The organism is Chachezhania sediminis (genome assembly GCF_009765275.1).
In the GTDB taxonomy this organism is placed as follows: Bacteria; Pseudomonadota; Alphaproteobacteria; order Rhodobacterales; family Rhodobacteraceae; genus Chachezhania; species Chachezhania sediminis.
Genome location: NZ_VOPH01000001.1, coordinates 371,302 through 391,920 on the forward strand (window position 1 = coordinate 371,302; position 20,619 = coordinate 391,920).

The 20,619-nt window shown below is 65.4% G+C and carries 20 protein-coding genes; 9 read left to right on the forward strand and 11 right to left on the reverse strand.

All coding sequences use genetic code 11. From position 1 onward, the window contains the following. Positions 1–249 precede the first annotated feature (249 nt). The 6 genes from trpD to lexA all read left to right on the forward strand — a co-directional run bounded on the left by trpD (position 250) and on the right by lexA (position 5,313). Positions 250–1,278, forward strand: coding sequence for an anthranilate phosphoribosyltransferase (trpD, locus tag FQK05_RS01785; protein WP_158963992.1), 1,029 nt, complete (start codon positions 250–252; stop codon positions 1,276–1,278). Further along, positions 1,275–1,979, forward strand: coding sequence for a uracil-DNA glycosylase (locus tag FQK05_RS01790; protein WP_158963994.1), 705 nt, complete (start codon positions 1,275–1,277; stop codon positions 1,977–1,979). Before trpD ends, FQK05_RS01790 begins: the two co-directional genes overlap by 4 nt. Continuing rightward, positions 1,976–2,791, forward strand: coding sequence for an indole-3-glycerol phosphate synthase TrpC (gene trpC, locus FQK05_RS01795; RefSeq protein ID WP_158963996.1), 816 nt, complete (start codon positions 1,976–1,978; stop codon positions 2,789–2,791). Before FQK05_RS01790 ends, trpC begins: the two co-directional genes overlap by 4 nt. A gap of 5 nt (positions 2,792–2,796) precedes the next feature. Next, a complete protein-coding gene (moaC, locus tag FQK05_RS01800) occupies positions 2,797–3,291 on the forward strand; it encodes a cyclic pyranopterin monophosphate synthase MoaC (RefSeq protein WP_158963998.1) in 495 nt (164 codons plus the stop codon). After that, the gene (locus tag FQK05_RS01805) at positions 3,288–4,478 is read left to right on the forward strand and encodes a molybdopterin molybdotransferase MoeA (RefSeq protein WP_158964000.1); all 1,191 of its coding nucleotides are present in this window, start codon (positions 3,288–3,290) and stop codon (positions 4,476–4,478) included. The genes moaC and FQK05_RS01805 overlap by 4 nt, the downstream gene beginning before the upstream one ends. A 91-nt stretch (positions 4,479–4,569) precedes the next feature. Next, the gene (gene lexA / locus FQK05_RS01810) at positions 4,570–5,313 is read left to right on the forward strand and encodes a transcriptional repressor LexA (RefSeq protein WP_158964002.1); all 744 of its coding nucleotides are present in this window, start codon (positions 4,570–4,572) and stop codon (positions 5,311–5,313) included. Here lexA and FQK05_RS01815 read toward each other — a convergent pair. Further along, positions 5,307–7,379, reverse strand: a complete 2,073-nt coding sequence (locus FQK05_RS01815; RefSeq protein ID WP_158964004.1) for a ComEC/Rec2 family competence protein — start codon at positions 7,377–7,379, stop codon at positions 5,307–5,309. The genes lexA and FQK05_RS01815 overlap by 7 nt on opposite strands. Before the next feature lie 144 nt (positions 7,380–7,523). Between FQK05_RS01815 and gltX the strand changes: the two genes are divergently transcribed. The 3 genes from gltX to FQK05_RS01830 all read left to right on the forward strand — a co-directional run bounded on the left by gltX (position 7,524) and on the right by FQK05_RS01830 (position 11,899). After that, positions 7,524–8,957 (forward strand): glutamate--tRNA ligase, encoded by a 1,434-nt coding sequence (gene gltX, locus FQK05_RS01820; RefSeq protein ID WP_158964006.1) that lies wholly within the window; start codon positions 7,524–7,526, stop codon positions 8,955–8,957. A 202-nt stretch (positions 8,958–9,159) separates the two neighbouring features. Further along, positions 9,160–10,467, forward strand: coding sequence for a citrate synthase (gene gltA, locus FQK05_RS01825; RefSeq protein WP_158964008.1), 1,308 nt, complete (start codon positions 9,160–9,162; stop codon positions 10,465–10,467). A 292-nt stretch (positions 10,468–10,759) separates the two neighbouring features. Further along, positions 10,760–11,899 carry a calcium-binding protein gene (locus FQK05_RS01830; RefSeq protein ID WP_158964010.1) on the forward strand — a complete coding sequence of 380 codons (1,140 nt, stop codon included), beginning with the start codon at positions 10,760–10,762 and terminating at the stop codon, positions 11,897–11,899. Positions 11,900–12,022: 123 nt separating this feature from the next. On the opposite strand, the gene FQK05_RS01835 is transcribed toward FQK05_RS01830, so the two are convergent. The 10 genes from FQK05_RS01835 to FQK05_RS01880 all read right to left on the reverse strand — a co-directional run bounded on the left by FQK05_RS01835 (position 12,023) and on the right by FQK05_RS01880 (position 20,511). Further along, positions 12,023–12,799, reverse strand: coding sequence for an enoyl-CoA hydratase-related protein (locus tag FQK05_RS01835; RefSeq protein ID WP_158964011.1), 777 nt, complete (start codon positions 12,797–12,799; stop codon positions 12,023–12,025). Positions 12,800–12,844: 45 nt separating this feature from the next. After that, positions 12,845–13,309: a cytochrome c-type biogenesis protein gene (locus FQK05_RS01840; protein WP_158964013.1), complete on the reverse strand. Its 465-nt coding sequence runs from the start codon at positions 13,307–13,309 to the stop codon at positions 12,845–12,847. Further along, positions 13,306–15,282, reverse strand: a complete 1,977-nt coding sequence (locus FQK05_RS01845) for a heme lyase CcmF/NrfE family subunit (RefSeq protein WP_158964015.1) — start codon at positions 15,280–15,282, stop codon at positions 13,306–13,308. Before FQK05_RS01845 ends, FQK05_RS01840 begins: the two co-directional genes overlap by 4 nt. 54 nt (positions 15,283–15,336) lie before the next feature. Further along, positions 15,337–15,927, reverse strand: a complete 591-nt coding sequence (locus FQK05_RS01850) for a holin family protein (protein ID WP_158964017.1) — start codon at positions 15,925–15,927, stop codon at positions 15,337–15,339. Further along, positions 15,918–16,529 (reverse strand): holin-associated N-acetylmuramidase, encoded by a 612-nt coding sequence (locus tag FQK05_RS01855; protein ID WP_158964019.1) that lies wholly within the window; start codon positions 16,527–16,529, stop codon positions 15,918–15,920. The genes FQK05_RS01850 and FQK05_RS01855 overlap by 10 nt, the downstream gene beginning before the upstream one ends. A gap of 86 nt (positions 16,530–16,615) precedes the next feature. Then, positions 16,616–17,065 (reverse strand): cytochrome c maturation protein CcmE, encoded by a 450-nt coding sequence (ccmE, locus tag FQK05_RS01860; protein ID WP_158964021.1) that lies wholly within the window; start codon positions 17,063–17,065, stop codon positions 16,616–16,618. A 28-nt stretch (positions 17,066–17,093) separates the two neighbouring features. Continuing rightward, positions 17,094–18,122, reverse strand: coding sequence for an N-acetyl-gamma-glutamyl-phosphate reductase (gene argC / locus FQK05_RS01865; protein ID WP_158964023.1), 1,029 nt, complete (start codon positions 18,120–18,122; stop codon positions 17,094–17,096). A 75-nt stretch (positions 18,123–18,197) separates the two neighbouring features. Then, a complete protein-coding gene (locus FQK05_RS01870; RefSeq protein WP_158964772.1) occupies positions 18,198–19,007 on the reverse strand; it encodes a glutamate racemase in 810 nt (269 codons plus the stop codon). A gap of 124 nt (positions 19,008–19,131) precedes the next feature. After that, positions 19,132–20,091 carry a lysophospholipid acyltransferase family protein gene (locus tag FQK05_RS01875; protein WP_158964025.1) on the reverse strand — a complete coding sequence of 320 codons (960 nt, stop codon included), beginning with the start codon at positions 20,089–20,091 and terminating at the stop codon, positions 19,132–19,134. Positions 20,092–20,304: 213 nt separating this feature from the next. After that, complete coding sequence (locus FQK05_RS01880) at positions 20,305–20,511, reverse strand: cold-shock protein (protein ID WP_158964027.1); 207 nt, start codon at positions 20,509–20,511, stop codon at positions 20,305–20,307. Between the last annotated feature and the right edge of the window lie 108 nt (positions 20,512–20,619).

Sequence of the window (20,619 nt, forward strand, 5' to 3'; positions counted from 1 at the left end):
CCAAGCCGCCGGGATCTGATGTCCCGTAGGGCGTCGGTCGTGCTCCGGTTCGGTGCCACGCTGGCCATGGGTCGGTCCCGGACCGCAGCGGCCTTGACGCTGCCGGCCAAGCCTGACCATGGTGGCGCCACTATTCTAATGCCGGCCGGCCCGCTCCGGCCAGCCCCATTCGACGGAAGACGCCATGCCCCAGACCTGGACCCACACGCCCGCAAGCACTCCGGTCGCCATCCTGTGGGGCAAAGGGGCATGAAGGACGGTCTGAAACCCCTGATCGGGACCGCCGCCGACCGCGCCCTGACCCGGGCCGAGGCCGAGGAGGCCTTTCGCTGCCTGTTCGAGGGCGAAGCCACACCCAGCCAGATGGGCGGTTTCCTGATGGCCCTGCGCACGCGGGGCGAAACGGTCGACGAATACGCCGCAGCCGCGGCCGTCATGCGGTCGAAATGCCACCATGTCCGCGCACCGCAAGGCGCCATCGACATCGTGGGCACCGGCGGCGACGGCAAGGGCACGCTTAACATCTCGACCGCCACGGCCTTCGTGGTGGCGGGCGCCGGCGTGACCGTCGCCAAGCACGGCAACCGCAACCTGTCGTCCAAGTCGGGATCCGCGGATGCGCTGGGGCAGATGGGGATCGACGTGATGGTCGGGCCCTCGGTCGTCGAAAAGGCCCTGGCCGAGGTGGGGATCGGGTTCATGATGGCCTCGATGCACCATCCTGCCACCGCCCACGTGATGCCCACGCGGGCCGAGCTTGGCACAAGAACGATCTTCAACATCTTGGGACCGCTGACAAATCCGGCTGGCGTCACCCGCCAGCTGACCGGCGCATTTTCCCGCGACCTGATCCGGCCGATGGCGGAAACGCTGCTGCAGCTGGGGTCGGAAAAGGCTTGGCTGGTCCACGGATCCGACGGCACGGACGAACTGACGATCACCGGGATCAGCTGGGTCGCGGCCCTTGAAGACGGCACCGTCACCGACCGCGAGCTGCACCCCGAGGAGGCCGGCCTGCCGGTCCATCCGTTCGAGGCGATCCTGGGCGGCACGCCCGAGGAAAACGGCAAGGCTATGCGGGCGCTGCTGAACGGCGCGCCGTCGGCCTACCGCGACGCGGTGCTTCTGAACACGGCGGCGTCGCTGATGGTCGCGGGCAAGGCCCGTGATCTGCGCGAAGGCGTGGCCATGGGCATCGAAAGCATCGACAGCGGTGCCGCCCTGGCCAAGGTCGAGGCGCTGGCCCGCGTCACCCAAGCGGCGAAGGCCAAGGGATGACCGTGACGCGGGCGCAGCCGGACCTGTTTGCCGCGCCCGCGGATGCCTCCGGGAAGGTGCAGGTGCCGGAAGCTTGGGCGCATTTGCCCTTCTTCGCCGACGGCCACCACCTGGCCATCCTGGAAAAGATCGGCGACCGAACCGACATCCTGCCGCCCCGCGATCAGGTCTTCGCGGCGCTGGAGGCCGTGGCACCCGGCGACGTGCGCGTCGTGATCCTGGGACAGGACCCCTATCCCACGCCCGGCCATGCCCATGGGCTGGCCTTTTCCGTGGCGCCCCGTGTCCGACCCCTTCCCGCATCGCTTCGCAACATCTTTGCTGAACTGCAGGAGGAGTTCGGCACCGTGCCGCCCGATGGCAACCTGGGCTTCTGGGCGGCGCAGGGCGTGCTTTTGCTGAACACGGCCCTGACGGTGGAACCCCACAATGCCGGCGCCCACGCCAAGCTGGGCTGGGACGCCCTGACGCGCGAGGTCCTGCACGAGGTGTCGGGCCATCCGACGGCCTTCGTCTTGTGGGGGCGTCATGCCCAAGGTTTCCGCCGTGACATCCGCGGGGACCGGCATCTTGTGCTGGAAACCCCACATCCTTCGCCACTCTCGGCTCGCAGGGGCTTTTTCGGGTCGCAACCCTTTTCCAAAGTGAATGCGTGGCTTAAGGCTGGTGGAAATCCGCCAATCAACTGGACGACGCCATGACCGAGACCATCCTCGACCGCATCCGCACGTACAAGCTGGAAGAGATCGAGGCCGCCCGCGCCGAAAAGCCCCTGGAACAGGTGGAAGACGAAGCGCGCGCTGCCGGCCCCGTCCGACATTTTGCCGACAGCCTTCGCAAGGCCGGCCGCGAAGGCTATGCCCTGATTGCCGAGATCAAGAAGGCCAGTCCCTCAAAGGGCCTGATCCGCGACGATTTCGATCCCGTCGCCCTGGCCCAGGCCTACGAGGCCGGGGGCGCGACCTGCCTGTCCGTCCTGACCGACACGCCCAGTTTCCAGGGCGCCAAGGAATATCTGACGCTGGCCCGCAATGCCTGTTCCCTGCCCGTTCTGCGCAAGGATTTCATGTACGATCCCTACCAGGTGGCCGAGGCCCGCGCGCTGGGAGCCGACTGCATCCTGATCATCATGGCAACCGTCACCGACGAACAGGCCCATGCGCTGGAAGAGGCCGCACACGGCTGGTCAATGGATGTGCTGATCGAAGTGCACGATCAGGCCGAACTGGACCGCGCCACGCAGCTGAAAAGCCCGATGATCGGCATCAACAACCGCGACCTGAACACGTTCGAAACCTCGCTGGACGTGACGCGCGGCCTTTGCAAGTTCGTGCCGCCCGACCGGACCATCGTGTCGGAAAGCGGACTGGGCGGGCCGAAGGATCTGGCCGACATGGCGATGTACGGCGTGCGCAGCTTCCTGATCGGGGAATCGCTTATGCGCCAGGACGACGTGGCCCAGGCCACGCGCGACCTTCTGGCCAATCCGCTGATGCCGGGCGGCGGGTTCTGATCCCCATGTCCGCCGGCGGATCCCCGGACAAGCTGACCCATTTCGACGCGTCGGGCCAGGCCCACATGGTCGACGTCTCGGCCAAGCCGGACACGGACCGGGTCGCCACGGCGACCGGCTGGGTGAAGATGCGCCCGGAAACGCTGGCGCTGATCGTCGAAGGTACCGCCAGCAAGGGCGACGTTCTGGGCGTGGCGCGGCTGGCCGGCATCATGGGCGCCAAGCGCACCGCCGACCTGATCCCGTTGTGCCATCCCCTGCCCGTGACCAAGGTGACCGTCGATCTGGAACCGGACGACGCCCTGCCGGGCGTGCGGATCGCGGCGACCGTCAAGACTTCTGGCAAGACCGGGGTCGAGATGGAAGCGCTGACCGCCGTCTCGACCGCCGCGCTGACGGTCTATGACATGACCAAGGCTGTGGACAGGGCGATGGAGATCGGCGGCATCCACGTGACCCTGAAAGACGGCGGCAAGTCCGGCCGGTTCGAGGCGCCGTGATCTCGGTCGATGAAGCCCGGGCACTGATCTTCGACCTGGTCCGCCCGACCAGGGTCGAGACGGTGCCGCTGCGCGAGGCTGCCGGCCGGGTGTTGGCCACCGACGCCGTGGCACGGCGCGATCAGCCGCCCTTCGATGCATCGTCGATGGACGGCTATGCGGTCCAGACGGTCGAGGTCGAAAAGGACGCGATGTTCCGCGTCATCGGCGAAGCTGCCGCCGGTCACCGGTTCGAAGGCCGCGTGGGGCCCGGCCAGGCGGTGCGGATCTTCACCGGCGCACCGGTGCCCGAGGGTGCCGGAACGGTCGTGATCCAGGAGGACGTCCGCCGCGACGGCCAGTTGATCACGATCACGGAACCTTGGGACGGCAGCCACAACATCCGCAAGCAGGGCAATGATTTTGCTGTCGGTTCAACGGTTTCCGCGCCAAAGCTTCTGCGGCCGCAGGACGCGGCGCTTCTAGCCGCAATGAACATCGACCGTGTCGAAGTCTTCCGCAGGCCGGTTGTCGCCTTGATCTCGACCGGTGACGAGCTGGTCTTTCCCGGCGCCAATCCCGGGCCGGACCAGATCGTAGCGTCGAACACCTTCGGGCTGGACGCGTTGCTGCGGGCCGAAGGGGCCGACGTGCGGATCCTGCCCATCGCGCAGGACAACGAAGCCTCGATCGAGACGGTGCTGGTCATGGCGGCCGAAGGTGGCGGAAGGCGCAGCGCGGACCTGGTCGTGACCATTGGCGGTGCATCGGTCGGCGATCATGACCTCGTGGGTCAGGTCGCGGCGTCGATGGGGCTGGACCGCGCCTTCTACAAGATTGCCATGCGGCCCGGAAAGCCGCTGATGGCCGGGCGTCTGGGCGATGCGGCGATGGTCGGTCTGCCGGGAAACCCGGTATCGGCCATGGTCTGCGGCCGGATCTTCCTTGTGCCGATGGTGCATATCCTGACCGGGCGCGGCGCTGCGGCGCCGGGCCTTCGGCCGGCCCGGCTGGGCGAAAGCGTCGGACAGAACGGCCCCCGCGAGCATTACATGCGTGCCGTGGTCGAAGACGGGACGATCACCGCCTTCGGGAATCAGGACAGCGCCGTGCTGACCCTTCTGGCACAGGCCAATGCGCTGCTGATGCGCCCGCCGCACGATCCGGCGCGCGAGGTCGGCGAAGAGGTGCTCTACCTCCCGTTCTGATGATCTGTTCGCACTATCCCGTTCCAATTGTTGACACAAAACGGGAACAGCTGTAGAACAAAAGTTAACAGAGACCTCGGAGGATGCCCCATTGCTGACCAAGAAGCAGCTGGACCTGCTGGAATTCATCCATGTGCGCATGCAGCGCGACGGGGTCCCTCCCAGCTTTGATGAGATGAAGGAAGCCCTTGATCTGCGGTCGAAATCCGGGATCCATCGGCTGATTACGGCGCTGGAGGAGCGTGGCTTCATCCGCCGCATGCCCCACCGGGCCCGCGCGCTGGAGGTGGTCAAGCTGCCCGATGCGCTGGCCCAGCGGCTTGGACCGCCCAGCCGCAATTTCCGTCCCCAGGTGATCGACGGCGACCTGCCGACGGAAGATGCGCCGCGATCCGGCGACAATTTCGGCCGTGACGGTCAGGGCGGTGTCACCCCGCTGAACCCGGTCGAGGCGACAAGCGTTCCGGTCATGGGCCGCATAGCGGCCGGTGTGCCGATCGAGGCGATCAACCAGATGTCCCGCAGCATGGCGGTTCCGGACGCGATGCTGGCCGGGGCGGGCAGCCACTATGCGCTTGAAGTCAAGGGCGATTCCATGATCGACGCCGGCATCAACGACGGCGACATCGTGGTGATCCGCGAAAGCTCGGTCGCCGAAAATGGCGAGATCGTGGTGGCCCTGATCGACGACCAGGAAGCCACGCTGAAGCGGTTCCGGCGTGAATCCGGCGCGATTGCGCTGGAAGCGGCGAACCCCGCCTATCCCACCCGGATCTACCCGGAAAACAAGGTGAAGGTGCAGGGCCGGCTGGTCGGTCTGATCCGGACCTACTGATCCTGCCGTTCCGCCACGCGCCGGTTCCGGCGCGGGCGCGGGGTCCACAGGCGCTGTCCCGCGACTTCGGTCGCGGAAAGGATGCCCTGGGGTCCGACTGCAAGGCTGCCGGTCTGCTGCAGCCGCGGCGGATCGAAGATCTGGCAATCCCCCGACAGCTTCAGCGGGACCGAGGCGATGACGATCTGATCCGCCCGGCATTCGGTCCAGCTTTCGGCAGTGCGCTTGCCCACGACATGCAGGATCTCCAGCCCCGCGGCGTGCAGCCTGGGGACCCTCTCGCCGCCGCCCGGCCAGCGCCCTGCGGCCTGGACCTGATCGGCGGAGTCGCCGTCGTTTTCCAGCCAGATCCGCGCGATGAAACCCGATCCCCTCTCGCGGCTCAGCGCCCGGCCCTGCCCGGTCATCGCACCGACCAGCCCGCCGGTCTCGGCGATCAGCACCGCCGGCCGGTCCGTCCCGGCCCAGAGCACCAGGGCCACGGCCATGGGCACCAGCCCCGCCAGCCTTGCACGGCCCTGCCACAGGACGACAAACAGAAACCCGGCCGCGATCAGGGGCAGCACCTCCCACGGCGGGCTAGGCACAAAGCGACGCGCGCCTTCGATCCCGGCGACGAAATGGGCGACATACAGGATCCAGCGCAGCCCCAGCCCCATCAATTCCAGCCCCAGCCAGCCCAGGCCCACAGGCGTCAGCAGCGCCGCCAGCACGGCAGACGGCATGACCAGCGCACCCATCACCGGGACCGACAGCAGGTTTGCGGGCAGACCATAAGGCGCCAGCGCGTTGAAATGGGCGGCGGCAACGGGCGCGGTGGCGGCCCCGGCCACGAAGGACGACACTAACAGCGCCAGCGCGCCTTTCAGCGGATGACCCACCAGCGTGATGCCGCGGTCCCGCATGGAACCGAAGACGGCGACCAGCGCGATAGTCGCGGCAAAGGACATCTGGAAGCCGGGACCCAGCAACGTTTCGGGCCTCAGCACCAGCACGACGAGCGCAGCCAGCGCGACGGCCCGAAGCGAGATCGCGCGGCGGTCCAGGATGACGGCGGTCAGCATGACGGCGACCATGACATAGGCGCGCTCTGTCGCGACCGACCCGCCCGACAGGGCCAGATAGCACGCGCCGGCGATCAAGGCCCCGCCCGCGGCGATCTTGCGGGTGGGCCAGCGCAGCGCGATCCATGGAATTGCCGCCAGCCCTATCCGCAGTGCGCCGAAGATGAACCCGGCCAGCAACCCCATGTGCAGGCCCGAGATCGCCAGCAGATGCGCCAGGTTGCTGGCGCGCAGCGCGTCGGTGGTGCTCTGGTCGATGCCGGACCGGTCGCCCGTGGTGACGGCGGCGGCAAAGGCCCCGACCTGCCCGCCCAAGGTCTTTTGCACCGCGGTCGAAATCCTCATCCGCAGGGTATAGATCCACAGGCCGGCCTGCCCTTCCTCTGGCGGCGCCACGGTCAGGACCGCGACGCGGGTATAGCCCACGCCGCCCATCCCTTCGAACCAGGACTGCCGACGGAAGTCGAAGCCGCCGGGTTCGACCGGCCCGCCCGGGGGACTGACATTGGCGGTGGTCATGACCCGCTGGCCCGGCCGGAACGTGGCCTCGGGTCCGTGCAGCGACAGGCGCACCCGCAAGGGCTCTGCCCCGAGCCGCATCCTTGCCATCCGCACCTGGTCCAGCGTGATCCGCATCGCGTCCGAGGCAGAGCGGTCGATTTCGACCACCCGCCCCTCGACCGAGCCGTAATACCGGAACTGTAGCACCGGCCCCGCCACCGCGTGGGCCCGCGCGCCCGCAAGGCAGAACCCTGCAGCCACAAGCGCCGCCGCCCATAAAATCACGCCGATCCCGCCGCCGTAGGGTGCGTGCTCTGCACGCACCGCCCCTATCGCCAGGACAAGACCGATGCCACCCACGGCCCAGAAGACCCACACCTCCGGTTCGACCTTCAGAAGGAAATAACACCCGATCCCGCCCGCCAGACATACCGGCACCCAGCAGAACAGGTGCCCCCGCTGCCCGGTCAGGATCCGGTCGATCCCGCCAAGGACCCCCATGCTTGCCTCGCCTCCGCCGGGCCGGTAGACAGGCCCGAACAACAGATCCGGGCCCCCGGCGGGCCCATTCCCGGCCCCATCAAGACCCGTCCCGTCCCTGCCTCAGGTATGGTGGCGAACTGGTTACCAGAAGGTTAATTTCCGATGTCCTCGACGCCGCCCGTCGTCACCCGTTTCGCCCCGTCGCCCACCGGTTTCCTGCATATCGGCGGGGCGCGGACAGCGCTGTTCAACTGGCTTTACGCCCGCGGTCACGGTGGCACCTTCCTGCTGCGGATCGAAGATACGGACCGCGCTCGGTCCACCCCCGAAGCCACCGCCGCGATCCTTCAGGGCCTCGACTGGCTGGGCCTCGACCACGACGGCGATGTGATCAGCCAGTTCGACCGCGCGGACCGTCACGCCGAGGTGGCGCTGGACCTGCTGGCACAGGGCAAGGCCTACAAGTGCTTTTCGACCCAGGACGAAATCGCGGCCTTCCGCGAGACGGCCAAGGCCGAAGGAAAAAGCACGCTGTTCCGGTCGCCCTGGCGCGATGCGGATCCGTCGACCCATCCCGATGCGCCCTACGTCGTGCGGATCAAGGCGCCTCAGAACGGCGCCACGGTGATCCGCGACCGGGTGCAGGGCGATGTCACGATCCGCAACGACCAGCTGGACGACATGGTACTGCTGCGGTCCGACGGGACGCCGGTCTACATGCTGGCCGTCGTCGTGGACGATCACGACATGGGCGTGACCCACGTGATCCGGGGCGATGACCACCTGAACAATGCCGCCCGGCAGATGATGATCTATGACGCAATGGGCTGGGACGTTCCGGTCTGGGCGCATATCCCGCTGATCCACGGGCCCGACGGCAAGAAGCTGTCCAAGCGCCACGGTGCCCTGGGCGCACAGGAATACCAGGCCATGGGCTATCCGGCCGCCGGCATGCGCAACTACCTGGCCCGCCTTGGCTGGTCCCATGGCGACGACGAGTTCTTCACCGACGCCCAGGCACAGGACTGGTTCGATCTGGACGGCATCGGCAAAAGCCCCGCGCGCTTCGATCTGAAGAAGCTGGAAAACCTCTGCGGCCAGCACATCGCCATCGCCGAAGATGCTGCCTTGCAGAAAGAACTGCATGCCTATCTTAACGCGGCCGGCCTGCCCGCCCTAACGGAGGCGCAGGATGCCTGTCTGGCCGCGGCCCTTCCCTACGTCAAGGAACGTGCCAAGACTTTCCCGGATCTGCTTGAAAAAGCGCATTTCGCTCTGGTTTCACGGCCCGTTCTGCCCGACGAGAAGGCCGCCAAATCGCTTGGCGCGGATACCTGTTCGATACTGTCGGAATTGACGCCGCAACTGCAAAATGTTAATTGGTCCCGAAATGATCTTGAAGCGACGCTCAACTCCTTTGCCGAAGGTCTCGGGACGACATTCGGCAAGCTGGCTGCCCCTCTCAGGGCCGCGCTGGCGGGGCGTTCGGTGACGCCTTCCGTGTTCGACATGATGATGGTTCTGGGCCGCGACGAAACGCTGGCCCGGCTGGATGACGCTGCGACGCGTGCACCGGCAGGGGATGTTGCGGGGTAATGTGCACCCGTGAGATGGGGCAAGATAACCAGAAGGGACAATTTTCATAATCGAGTCACGCCTTGCCGCTAACACAGCGCCATTCGAGTGACCCAGGTTCGATGAATTTGCCGTGCCGCGGGGCATGGCGATCCCCACCGTGCGAGAGATCCGGGTCATTCCGGACCGACACCGGCGGGTGCTTCTCAGAGGAGGTACAGTGATGACTGACTTTTCCGGCGAAACCAAGAAGGCCGCGACGCTGACAATCGGCGACAAGACCTATGAACTTCCGATTCACAGCCCGACTGCCGGTCCCGACGTGCTGGACATCCGCAAGCTTTACGGCCAGGCGGGTGTCTTCACCTACGACCCCGGCTACACCTCGACCGCAAGCTGCGACAGCACCATCACCTTCATCGACGGTGAAAAGGGCGAACTGCTGCACCGCGGCTATCCGATCGACCAGCTGGCGGCCAAGTCGCATTTCCTGGAAGTCTGCTATCTGCTGCTTTACGGGGAACTGCCGACCGCGGCCGTCCTGGAAGATTTCGAAACCCGCGTGACCCGGCACACCATGCTGCACGAGCAGATGGTGAACTTCTTCCGCGGGTTCCGTCGCGATGCGCACCCGATGGCCGTCATGGTCGGCGTGGTCGGCGCAATGTCGGCGTTCTACCACGACTCCACCGACATCCACGATCCCTGGCAGCGCGAGGTCGCCTCGATCCGCCTGATCGCCAAGATGCCGACCATCGCCGCATGGGCGTTCAAGTATCACGTCGGCCAGCCCTTCGTGTACCCGCGCAACGACCTGGACTATGCCTCGAACTTCCTGCGGATGTGCTTCTCGGTTCCGGCCGAGGATTACGAGGTGAACCCGATCCTGAGCCGCGCGATGGACCGGATCTTCACGCTGCACGCCGACCATGAACAGAACGCCTCGACCTCGACCGTGCGTCTGGCCTCGTCCTCGGGCGCGAACCCGTTCGCCTGCATTGCGGCCGGCATCGCGTGCCTGTGGGGCCCTGCCCACGGCGGCGCAAACCAGGCCTGCCTGGAGATGCTGGAAGAGATCGGAAGCGTCGACCGCATCCCCGAATACATCGCCAAGGCCAAGGACAAGGACGATCCGTTCCGTCTGATGGGCTTCGGTCACCGGGTCTACAAGAACTTCGACCCGCGCGCCAAGGTGATGAAGCAGTCGGCGGACGAAGTGCTCGACCTTCTTGGCATCGAGGACAACCCCAAATTGCAGGTCGCGAAGGAGCTGGAACGCCAGGCTCTGGAAGATCCGTACTTCGCCGAGAAGAAACTGTTCCCGAATGTCGACTTCTATTCGGGTATCATCCTGGAAGCCATGGGTTTCCCAACTTCGATGTTCACGCCGATCTTTGCCGTCTCGCGGACGGTCGGCTGGGTGTCGCAGTGGAAGGAAATGATCGGCGATCCGCAGAATCGGATCGGCCGTCCGCGGCAGCTCTACCTTGGGGAGACTCTCCGCGACTACGTGGATATCGAGAACCGCTGAGTATCTGCACAAAATTTATGCGACGTCAAAACGGCCCCGTGCGAGATCGTACGGGGCCGTAATCGTTCCGATCCGAACCATATTTTGTTCACCAGAATGCCGTTCCGGGCCGGGATTGAGTCATTTTGTGTTAACCTCTGACACAAACGGAACAGTTTCTTTCGCCGCGCGTTCTATTGACAGTCCAGTTTCCTGGTCATCCAAATGAAACCAAGAGATTACTTGGAGGTCAGCCGTGGAGATTTTACTGTATCTCGCCCTGGGGTCCGTTGGTGTTTACGGAGCTATGGAGATGTTCGATGGCGTCCAGGAGCGCATAGACGAGTACCGCGAAAGGTTCGGCCAGGATACCGACAAGGATGACATACTGATCGGTACATTTGACGACGACACCCTGAACGGTGGCGATGGCGACGACAGACTGTACGGCCTGTCCGGCGACGACATCCTGAACGGCGAAGCCGGGGAAGACGACGTCTATGGCGGCAGCGGCGACGACCTGATGGACGGTGGCGAAGGCAACGACTGGATGCGCGGCGGCGATGGCAGCGACACCCTGTATGGCGGTGCCGGCGACGACATGGTCCTGGGCGAAGGCGGCAACGACACGCTTTATGGCGGTGACGGCGACGATGTCGTCGACGGCGACAGCGGCGACGACACCATCTTCGGCGACGACGGCGACGACATCCTGCGCGGTGCCGATGGCGAAGACAACATCTTCGGCGGACTGGGCAACGACGTGATCCGCGGCGAACTGGATGACGACACCATCCATGGCGGCAACGGATCCGACATCCTGGAAGGCGAAAGCGGCGACGACACGCTGCTGGGCGATGCCGGCGACGACTGGGTCCGCGGCGGTATCGGCTTCGATGATCTGAGCGGCGGTGAAGGCGACGACATGGTCATCGGCGGTGTGGGCGAAGACGAGATCAACGGCAATGCCGGCAACGACATCCTGTTCGACGCCGACTTCCTAAGCCGTCACCTGACCGAAGACGAGCTGCTGCTGATTAACGACAACATGGCCAACGGCGAGCCCCTGGACCTGCCCGACGACGTCGACATCAACATCGTGTCCGACGGCCAGGCCGACATGCTGAACGGCGGCGACGGCGACGACACCATCTACTTTGGCCCGAACGACGTGGTCACCGGTGGCGAAGGCGAGGACCTGCTGTTCCTTCTGGAGCACCACAAGGACGCCGCGGCCGAGATCCTCGACTTCAACACCGACGAGGACACGCTGACCTATGTCTACGATGCCGGCATGCCGGAACCGGCGCTGGAACTGACCGACAATGCCGATGGCACCCAGACCCTGTCGGCAGACGGCGAGGCAGTGGCGATCATCACTGCAAATTCGCCGCTGACGGTAGCGGACGTGGCACTTTACGAACGCGACAGCGACGCGTCGATGATGGTCTGACGGTCGGGGGATTGTCCCTGTTCCCCCGGCAGCCAGCCTACTGCAACTCTCCCTGCAGCACCTTCCAGCGGCCCTTCAAGGCCGCTGATCTTTTTGGGCGGCATCCCAACTAGATCTCTCGGATCAACGGCCTTCGAAGGACGCCTGTCTCTTTTGCAGGAAGGACACGACGCCTTCCTGGAAGTCACGGGTATTGCCACACTTGCCCTGAAGATGCGCCTCTGTCGCTAGCTGTTCTTCCAGCGTTGCCCCCTGCGAGGCCCGCAGCGCCCGCTTGACCCCATGGAACGCCACCGTGGGACCCTTGGCCAGGTATTCGGCACGGGCCTTCCAATGGCCTTCGAAATCGGCGTCGGCGACCACTTCCCAGATCAGGCCCCACGCCTCGGCCTTGCGGGCGGGGATCTTTTCGGCAAAGAGGGCGGCGCCCATGGCCTTGGCCATGCCGATCTGGCGCGGCATGAACCAGGTCCCGCCTGCGTCGGGCATAAGGCCGATCCGGGTAAAGGCCTGCAGGAAATAGGCGCTTTCCGACGCGATCACCACATCGGCGGCCAGCGCCAGGTTGGCCCCTGCCCCGGCCGCGGCCCCATTGACGGCCGCCACGGTCGGCACCGGGCAGTCGGTGATTGCCTGGATCATCGGTGTGTATTCGTCGCGCAGAGTACGTTCCAGGTCGGCATTGGCGGCGTCCGCGCTGTCGCCCAGATCCTGCCCGGAACAGAAGGCACGGCCTGCACCGGTCAGCACTACGGCGCGCGCTTGGTTGCCGGCCTCTTTCATGGCAAAGGCGATTTCGGCCCGCATCTGGCGGGTCAACGCGTTCATCTTGTCGGGCCGGTTCAGGGTGATCACGGCCAGACCGTCGGTCAGGTCGTAGGTAATCGTCTCGTACTGCATTGAAACCTCCGGAACAGGCAATGCGCGCGGGCCGCGCGGAATGCGTCAGCCCTTCAGGATATCGTCCAGCCGAGCCTGCTCCTCGGCGCTCAGCCGGTCGGGCTCGCCCCCCGAGGCCCGCTGGCGGCCACGCAGGAACATCAGCCCCATTCCCGCCGCCAGAACGAACATCGCGGGACCTGCCGCCCACAATATCCAATTGGCCCCTTGGCCCGTCGGTTGCAACAGGACGTATTCGCCATATCGCGCGACGATGAAGTCGACCACCTCGGTATCGCTGTCGCCCGCGGTCAGCCGTTCCCGCACCAGAAGTCGCAGGTCCCGCGCCAGCGAGGCATGGCTTTCGTCGATGCTTTCGTTCCGGCAGACAAGGCAGCGCAGTCCCTTGGAGATGTCCCTTGCCCGCGCTTCCAGCGCGGGATCGGACAGCATCTCGTCCGGCTGGACGGCCAGGACAGGGCTGGCCACGGGCGCAAGGGCCAGAAACAGAACCAGCAGCAGGCGTTTCATTCGGCGGGAAGCCCGGCTGCGGCCGGGGCCCTGCGGGCGCCGGCGGCGACGCGGAACCTCCGGTCGGTCAGGGACAGCAAGCCGCCCAAGGCCATCAGAAGCGCCCCGCCCCAGATCCAGTTGGCCAGGGGCTTGATATAGACCCGCATCACCCAGCCGCCGCCCGCCTGCGGATCGCCGATCACGACATAGACGTCGCGCAGGAAGCGATAGTCGATCGCGGCCTCGGTCGTGGGCATGTTGGCCACCGGGTAGACCCGCTTTTCCGGGTACAGCGTCGCGATGCTGCGGCCCTTGGCCTGCAGGTCCACGGTGCCGACGGTCGCCAGATAGTTCGGGCCCTGTTCGCGGTTCACCTCTTCAAGCGTCAGGCGATAGTCGCCGACGGTATAAGGTTCGCCCAGTTGCGCCACGCGGATGTCTTCCTGCTGCCAGGCGGTCAGGCCGGCCACGGCGAAGATGGTGACCCCCAGCCCGGCATGGGCCACGGCCTTGCCCCAGTCGGCCCGCGGAAGCCGTGTCAGGCGGCCCAGGCGTTCGTTGAAAGTTCCGCGCCCGGTACGCGCCGCCAGGTCCACCAGCGACCCGAAGACGACCCAGGACCCCAGCATCAGCGCCACGGGGCCCAGCCCGCTGCGGCCGGTCTGCATGGCCCAGGCAAGCACGCCAAGGGCCACGGCCAGCACCAGCGCATAGCGCAGCGCGTAGAGCGTCCTGCCCAGCGTCCCGCGCTTCCACGGCAGCATCGCGCCGACGGGCAGGATCGCGCCCAGAACCACCATGAAGGGCGAAAATGCCATGTCGAAGAAGGGCGGCCCCACCGACAGTTTCCGGTCGAAGGCCATTTCCGCCACCAGCGGCCACATGGTGCCCACGAAGACCACCAGCGAACTGACGGCCAGCAGGACGTTGTTCGCCACCAGCGCGCTTTCACGGCTGATCACGCCGAACACGCCCTTGGCTTCCAGCACATGGGACCGCGCGGCATACAGCGTCAGCGCGCCGCCGGTGAAGAAGGCCAGGATCATCAGGATGAAGATGCCGCGTTCAGGATCGTTGGCAAAGGCATGGACGGACGTGATGACGCCCGAGCGCACGATGAAGGTCCCGATCAGCGAGAATCCGAAGGCCAGGATCGCCAGAAGAATGGTCCAGCTTTTCAGCGCCTCGCGCTTTTCGACCACGATGGCGGAATGGAGCAGCGCGGCAGCGAAAAGCCACGGCATGAAGGACGCGTTTTCCACCGGGTCCCAGAACCAGAACCCACCCCAGCCGAGTTCATAATAGGCCCACCAGGACCCCAGCGCGATGCCGACGGTCAGGAAGATCCAGGCGGCCAGGGTCCAGGGGCGCACCCAGCGCGCCCAGGCGGCATCGACCCGGCCTTCGATCAAGGCGGCGACGGCGAAGGAATAGGCCATCGAAAGGCCGACATAGCCCAGATAGAGAAACGGCGGGTGGAAGGCGAGCCCCGGGTCCTGCAGCAGCGGGTTCAGGTCCTGCCCGTCAAAGGGCGGCACGGCCAGCCGCAGGAACGGGTTCGACGTCCACAGGATGAAGGCAAAGAAGGCCACGGCGATCGACGACTGCACCGCCAGCACCCGTGCCTTCAGCGTCGGCGGCAGGTTGCCGCCGAAAACCGCCGCGGCGGCGCCGAACAAAGTCACGATCAGCACCCACAACAGCATGGAGCCTTCGTGATTCCCCCAGGTTCCCGCGATCTTGTAGAGCATGGGCTTCAGGGAATGGCTGTTCATGACCACCAGGCGAAGCGAGAAGTCCGAGGTCACGAAGGCCCAAGTCAGCGCCGCGAAGGAAAAGGCGGTCAGGATGAATTGCAACAGTGCCGCGGGCTCTGCCACGGCCATCCAGCCGGGCCAGCGTTTCGCGGCACCCACCATGGGAACCACCATCTGGACGATGGCGACCATGAAGGCGAGGATCAGGGCGAAGTGGCCAAGCTCTGTAATCATGGGGTCGTGTATATGCGCCCCGGCCCGACCCTCCAAGCGACATTCGGACGCCGTTCACGCAGATCTGAGCGCGCGCCAGGCCTCAAGCGCCGGATTGGCTTCCGGTTCGGTCGCCACGGCGGTCGCCGCCGCGTCCGGTCCGGTATCCGCGGCCCCCGGCCGTTCGGGCTGATCCGATCCGCGCAGGGCTTCCAGGATCCCCACCTGCCGCACGGCCTCGGGCGCTATGGCAGCGGTGCGCGCCACCTCCAGCTCGAAGTTCTGTTTCTTCAGCTGGTGGCGGGCCCCGAAATAGAAGGACACGATCACGCCCAGAAGCCACCACAAAGGTTCGGGCACCAGCGCGATGCCCTGCATCCGCGCGGCGAACCAGACCGGATCGGCCATGGCCGCAGCAAAAAGGCCCAGCGTTCCCAGCGCCATGGCGGGGCGCGGCAGACGGTTGATTCCGTCGATCAGCCGGTCGAAGAAACCTTGCCGGGGCGTGACGAATTCGGCCCCAAGCTGGGTCATCGCCTGCGCCTGCAGCGCGACGTCGCGCGCTGCGCCGGCCTCGGCGTTCTCGCGAAAGATGCCCACCGTTTCGCGTACCGCGTTGCGCCCGCGGCCGAAGACCAGCGCAAACAATCCGTCGATCAGCCCCATTGGGATACCCTTTCGCGAAAGGCCTCGTCGCTCAGGTGATACCGGGGCGAGACGAAGGACTCTGCCCGCGTGATCCACCCACCCTTTCCACCCGTCTTTGTCCGCGCGTATTTGCGGCTGGCCGGGCGCGTGTCGGCCAGGCGGAAATAATAGTTCCGGCGGGAAATTCCGTAGGCATCCCGCAATAGCTCTGCCGACGGCGACGCCGCATCCTGCGCCGCGGCCTTCGTCTGGGGCCCGATCACCCCGTCGACCGCCACGGCATAGCCCATGGCCCGCAACAACCGCTGCAGGATCTTCACCGCATTGGTGCCCGCGTTCACGTACATGTCGAACAGGCTGGGCTGCAGCACACCCGGCATCTCGCCGATCTTCGGACGCTGGAAGTAGTGGGTGATGAAGATATCGACCGCCTGTTCGCGTGTCAGACGCTTCACGTCGGCCGTGGTCACCGCACCATCGCCGGTCAGGTCCAGCTTCAGCCGCTGCAGCGTGCCCAGTGTCACGCCATACTTGGTCGCGCCACCCGGATCGTCCGGATCGTTCACATAGCCGCCTTCGCGCGCCACGATCTCTTCCGCGATTTCCCGCACCGTCTGCATCCTTGCCCTCCCACCGCCATGTGCAGCGTTCGAAGGCAAGATGCTATGACAAGGTTAACAAGGGCTGAGACCAGCGCGCGCCGGCCCTATCCGCCGGCCTTCGGGTCCTTGTAGATGCCCTGTTCCTTCAGCGCATCGACGACTTCCTTGGGCATATAGCTTTCGTCGTGCTTTGCCAGGATCTCGGACGCCTCGAAGACGCCGTTCACGTACCGGCCCGTGCCGATCATGCCCTGGTTCTCGTCGAACAGATCCGGCAGAACGCCCGAGAAGACGACCGGCACCGTCGCCCCGCCATCGGTCACGGCAAAGCGCACCTCGTGCCCCTGGCCGCGGACGATGGACCCTTCTTCGACCAGACCGCCCAGGCGGAAGACCTCGGACGATTGCGGCGGTTCGGCCACGACCTGGCTGGGGGAACGGAAGAAGTTGATCCCGTCGCGGAAGGCATAGCCCACCAGCGCCACCGCCAAGACCAGCGTCACCGCGGTGATGGCAAGGATCTGGATCCGGCGCTGTTTCTTCAGGTTCTTCATGTCTCCCCCAGTCCCCTGTTTTGCGCCGTTACGGGAACAGCGCCGGCGCCATCAGGCCCGTCGTCTCGGCCTCGCCCAGCATCAGGTTGGCGTTTTGAAGCGCCTGCCCGCTGGAGCCCTTGCAGAGGTTGTCGAGCGCGGCAAAGACTGTCGCCCGGCCCGCCTGCCGGTCGGCGGCCACGCCGATATGGCAGAAGTTCGACCCGCGCACGTCATGGGTGCTGGGCGCCGTGCCGAAGGGCAGGACGACGATGAAGGGTTCGTCCTTGTAGGCCTCGGCAAAGGTCTGGTGGATCTTTTCGGCATCGCCCTTGACATATGTCGTGGCCAGGATCCCGCGGTTGGCAGGGATCAGGTGCGGCGTGAACTGGACCGTCACCGGCCGGCCCGCCAAGGCACTGAACTCCTGATCGAATTCGCCCAGGTGCCGATGGGTGGACCCGATCGCATAGGCGTTGTAGCCCTCGCTCAGTTCCGCATGAAGGATGTTTTCCTTCAGGCTGCGGCCCGCACCCGACACGGCGCACTTCATGTCGAGGATGATTTCGTCCAGATCGATCACGCCCGCAGAGATCAGCGGCCGCAGGGCGAACTGGCCCGTGGCGGCATTGCAGCCCGTGCCGGCCACCAGCCGCGCCCCGGCGATGTCGTCGCGGTAGAACTCGGTCAGGCCATAGACGGCCTCTTTCTGCATTTCGACCGCCGCGTGATCGTTGCCGTACCATGTCTTGTAGGCCGCGGGATCGCTCAGCCGGAAATCGGCCGACAGGTCGACGATCTTCAGATCCTTCGGCAAGGCCCGGATCACCTCTTGCGACGTCTTGTGCGGCAGGGCACAGAAACACAGGTCGATCTGGCTGAAATCGATTTCGTCGATGGTGCACAGCGTCGGCAGGTCCAGGTGGCGCAGGAACGGAAAGACCTCGGCCATGGTCTGGCCGGCCTTCCGTTCGGCGGCCAGGGCTGCGATCTCGATACTCGGATGCAGCGCAATCAGCCGGACAAGTTCGGCGCCGGTATAGCCGGACGCACCAAGAATGGCGACTTTATGGGTCATGTCGGACCTCGTATCGGTGCGCGGAGTGGAGATCGTCCATACACCGCGCCTGTGGATCAGGAAATAGGGGTTCGCCTAGGCAGCTTCAAACGCGATGTGTCGTCGCAGAAACTGCATGGCACGGTCGCTGACATGGCGCGGGTTGCCCGTGGTGCGATAGCCGGGGCTTCCCGACCCGATCAGGTCCGGATGACGCGCCAGATAATCGGCCAGGCTTTCGGCCACGATGGCAGGCTGGCTCAGGACCTTCACGTCGGGGCCAAGGGCCTCGCGGAAGGTGCTTTCCAGCAGCGGATAATGGGTGCAGCCCAGAATGGCGGCCTGGGGCTTCGGCATCTTGCGCTTCAGCGCGTCCACATGGGACCTGACCAGCGCCTCGGCCAGAATCATGTCGCCTTCTTCGATCGCATCGACGACGCCACCGCAGGCCTGCGCCTCGACATCGACACCGATGGCGCGGAAGGCCAGTTCCCGGCTGAAGGCGCGGCTGGCGACCGTGGCAGGTGTGGCGAACAGGGCCACGTTCTGGATCGCCACCTGCCGCGGCGGAGAATTGTCGCCCCAGTTGCGTTCGGTCAGCGCCTCGATCATCGGAACGAAGACGCCCAGCACCCGCTTGCCCTTCGGCACGCCGGCCTCCTGGATGCGCCGCAGCGCAACGGCGCTGGCGGTGTTGCAGGCCAGGACGACCAGTCCGCAGCCCGCGTCCCACAGCGCCTCGACACCAGCCTTGGTCAGATTGTGGATGTCGTCGGGTTCACGCACCCCATAGGGCGCGTTGCCGGCATCGGAGTAGTAGACGAAGTCCACATCCGGAAGCCGGGTCTGCGCGGCCGTCAGGACGGTCAGGCCGCCCAGGCCGCTATCGAACATGCCAACTGCCATTTTCTTGCCCATGGGCCGGGGCCTGCTGATCTGGTGAAACCGGGTATTCCCTTGCTTCACCATGTCCGGTCCCCCGGCGCAACCGGAACTTGACGCAAGGGCGCCCCTTCGGGAGCTTTGTGACCTAATAGACCCGAGTCTCGTGCGCACGTTTTTCCTTCGTGCGCGCCTTGTCCCTGGTCTTGTCCTTCGGCCTGTCCCCGGATTTGTCCTTGTACTTCTCTTCGAATTCGAACCCGACCTCGTCGGAACGGAGGGGCGTGGGCGAAAGGGAATAGGTGGCGTGCCGCAGGAAGTCCATCATCTTCCTGGAATCCGACGCCAGCGGGTCCAGCACGTCGCGCCCGATCGGATCACCCACATGGACGCGGACCGGCGTGTCGACGCGGCTGCGGAATTCCTTGATCAGAAGCCCCATGCGCAGGGTGACGTGCAGGTGGCTGGCGACCTGAAACAGGCGCGAGGTGTGACCTTCGAAGAAGACCGGAACCACCGTCGCGCGGGATTTCGCGACCATGCGGGCCGTGAAACCGCGCCAGCCGGGATCGAGCGGGCGCGAGAAGGGCTTGGCCGCCGTCGACACAGTGCCGCCCGGGAAGATCCCGATGGCTCCGCCATCGGCAAGATAGTCCAGCGCGACCTTCCGCGTCTCGATATTCTGTTTCACCGCCTCTTTCGTCTCCTCGAACGAGATCGGCAGGATGATGCGATTCAGGTCTTCGGCCTTGCGAAAGACGCGGTGGGCCAGGATGCGGAAGTCTCCCCGGGTTTCAGACAGGATATGACCCATCATCAAGCCGTCCAGGATGCCGTAGGGATGGTTCGCGATCAGGATCAGCGGACCTTCCCTCGGGATGTTGTCCAGCGATCCGCGCACGGTTTCCAGCGACAGTCCATAGCGTTCGACCATGACCGACCAGAAAGTCCTGCCCTCGGCCACTTCGCGTTCGTAGCCGTCTGCGCGCTTGATCAGGCGGATGCGGCCGGTGGTGTTTTCCATCAACCGTATCATGGCCCGACCGCCCTTGGTTTCGGCGGAGTGGGCGTAGGAAATGTCTCGGGCAATGTGTCTGCGCGACTGCATGCGAAACCTGTATCTAACCCTTCATAAGGTAAGGCCGGGCCATGGTTTTGCAAAGTCCCGATGACAGGATTATGACATCCCGCCCCGATGCGGCAGACCGTTGCCTGCCCGCATATGTCCCAACGGGCCAACCTGGCCCGTCAGGGTAATCACGATCGGTTTCCCAAGGGTTAACCGCGGATCGGCGGACGGGGAAACCGTTCAGCCCGAAGATCAGGCCAGAGCCAGGTTGATGGCCTTGGCGCGGCCGTCACGGCCCTTTTCCAGCTCGTAGCTGACCGCCTGGCCGTCTTTCAGGCCGGTCAGGCCCGCGCGTTCCACTGCGGTGATGTGGACGAAGACGTCCTCGTTGCCTTCGGCCGGCTGGATGAAGCCATAGCCCTTGGTGGCGTTGAACCACTTGACGGTTCCATTTGCCATAAGATCAGTTCCTTATGTCTTGTCGCCCACGGTATGCGGCGACTTGGCAGCGCAAACGTAAGAGGCTGGCCGGAAAGGAACAGGTCTCGGTAGTTAGGTGCGCGCGCC

Bases quoted from the DNA above. Each gene is read 5' to 3' on its own strand.
- trpD (WP_158963992.1), top strand. From the start codon at position 250: ATGAAGGACGGTCTGAAACCCCTGATCGGGACCGCCGCCGACCGCGCC.
- FQK05_RS01790 (WP_158963994.1), top strand. From the start codon at position 1,275: ATGACCGTGACGCGGGCGCAGCCGGACCTGTTTGCCGCGCCCGCGGAT.
- trpC (WP_158963996.1), top strand. From the start codon at position 1,976: ATGACCGAGACCATCCTCGACCGCATCCGCACGTACAAGCTGGAAGAG.
- moaC (WP_158963998.1), top strand. From the start codon at position 2,797: ATGTCCGCCGGCGGATCCCCGGACAAGCTGACCCATTTCGACGCGTCG.
- FQK05_RS01815 (WP_158964004.1), bottom strand. From the start codon at position 7,379: ATGGGGGTCCTTGGCGGGATCGACCGGATCCTGACCGGGCAGCGGGGG.
- gltX (WP_158964006.1), top strand. From the start codon at position 7,524: ATGTCCTCGACGCCGCCCGTCGTCACCCGTTTCGCCCCGTCGCCCACC.
- gltA (WP_158964008.1), top strand. From the start codon at position 9,160: ATGACTGACTTTTCCGGCGAAACCAAGAAGGCCGCGACGCTGACAATC.
- FQK05_RS01830 (WP_158964010.1), top strand. From the start codon at position 10,760: ATGTTCGATGGCGTCCAGGAGCGCATAGACGAGTACCGCGAAAGGTTC.
- FQK05_RS01835 (WP_158964011.1), bottom strand. From the start codon at position 12,799: ATGCAGTACGAGACGATTACCTACGACCTGACCGACGGTCTGGCCGTG.
- FQK05_RS01840 (WP_158964013.1), bottom strand. From the start codon at position 13,309: ATGAAACGCCTGCTGCTGGTTCTGTTTCTGGCCCTTGCGCCCGTGGCC.
- FQK05_RS01845 (WP_158964015.1), bottom strand. From the start codon at position 15,282: ATGATTACAGAGCTTGGCCACTTCGCCCTGATCCTCGCCTTCATGGTC.
- FQK05_RS01850 (WP_158964017.1), bottom strand. From the start codon at position 15,927: ATGGGGCTGATCGACGGATTGTTTGCGCTGGTCTTCGGCCGCGGGCGC.
- FQK05_RS01855 (WP_158964019.1), bottom strand. From the start codon at position 16,529: ATGCAGACGGTGCGGGAAATCGCGGAAGAGATCGTGGCGCGCGAAGGC.
- ccmE (WP_158964021.1), bottom strand. From the start codon at position 17,065: ATGAAGAACCTGAAGAAACAGCGCCGGATCCAGATCCTTGCCATCACC.
- argC (WP_158964023.1), bottom strand. From the start codon at position 18,122: ATGACCCATAAAGTCGCCATTCTTGGTGCGTCCGGCTATACCGGCGCC.
- FQK05_RS01870 (WP_158964772.1), bottom strand. From the start codon at position 19,007: ATGGCAGTTGGCATGTTCGATAGCGGCCTGGGCGGCCTGACCGTCCTG.
- FQK05_RS01875 (WP_158964025.1), bottom strand. From the start codon at position 20,091: ATGCAGTCGCGCAGACACATTGCCCGAGACATTTCCTACGCCCACTCC.
- FQK05_RS01880 (WP_158964027.1), bottom strand. From the start codon at position 20,511: ATGGCAAATGGAACCGTCAAGTGGTTCAACGCCACCAAGGGCTATGGC.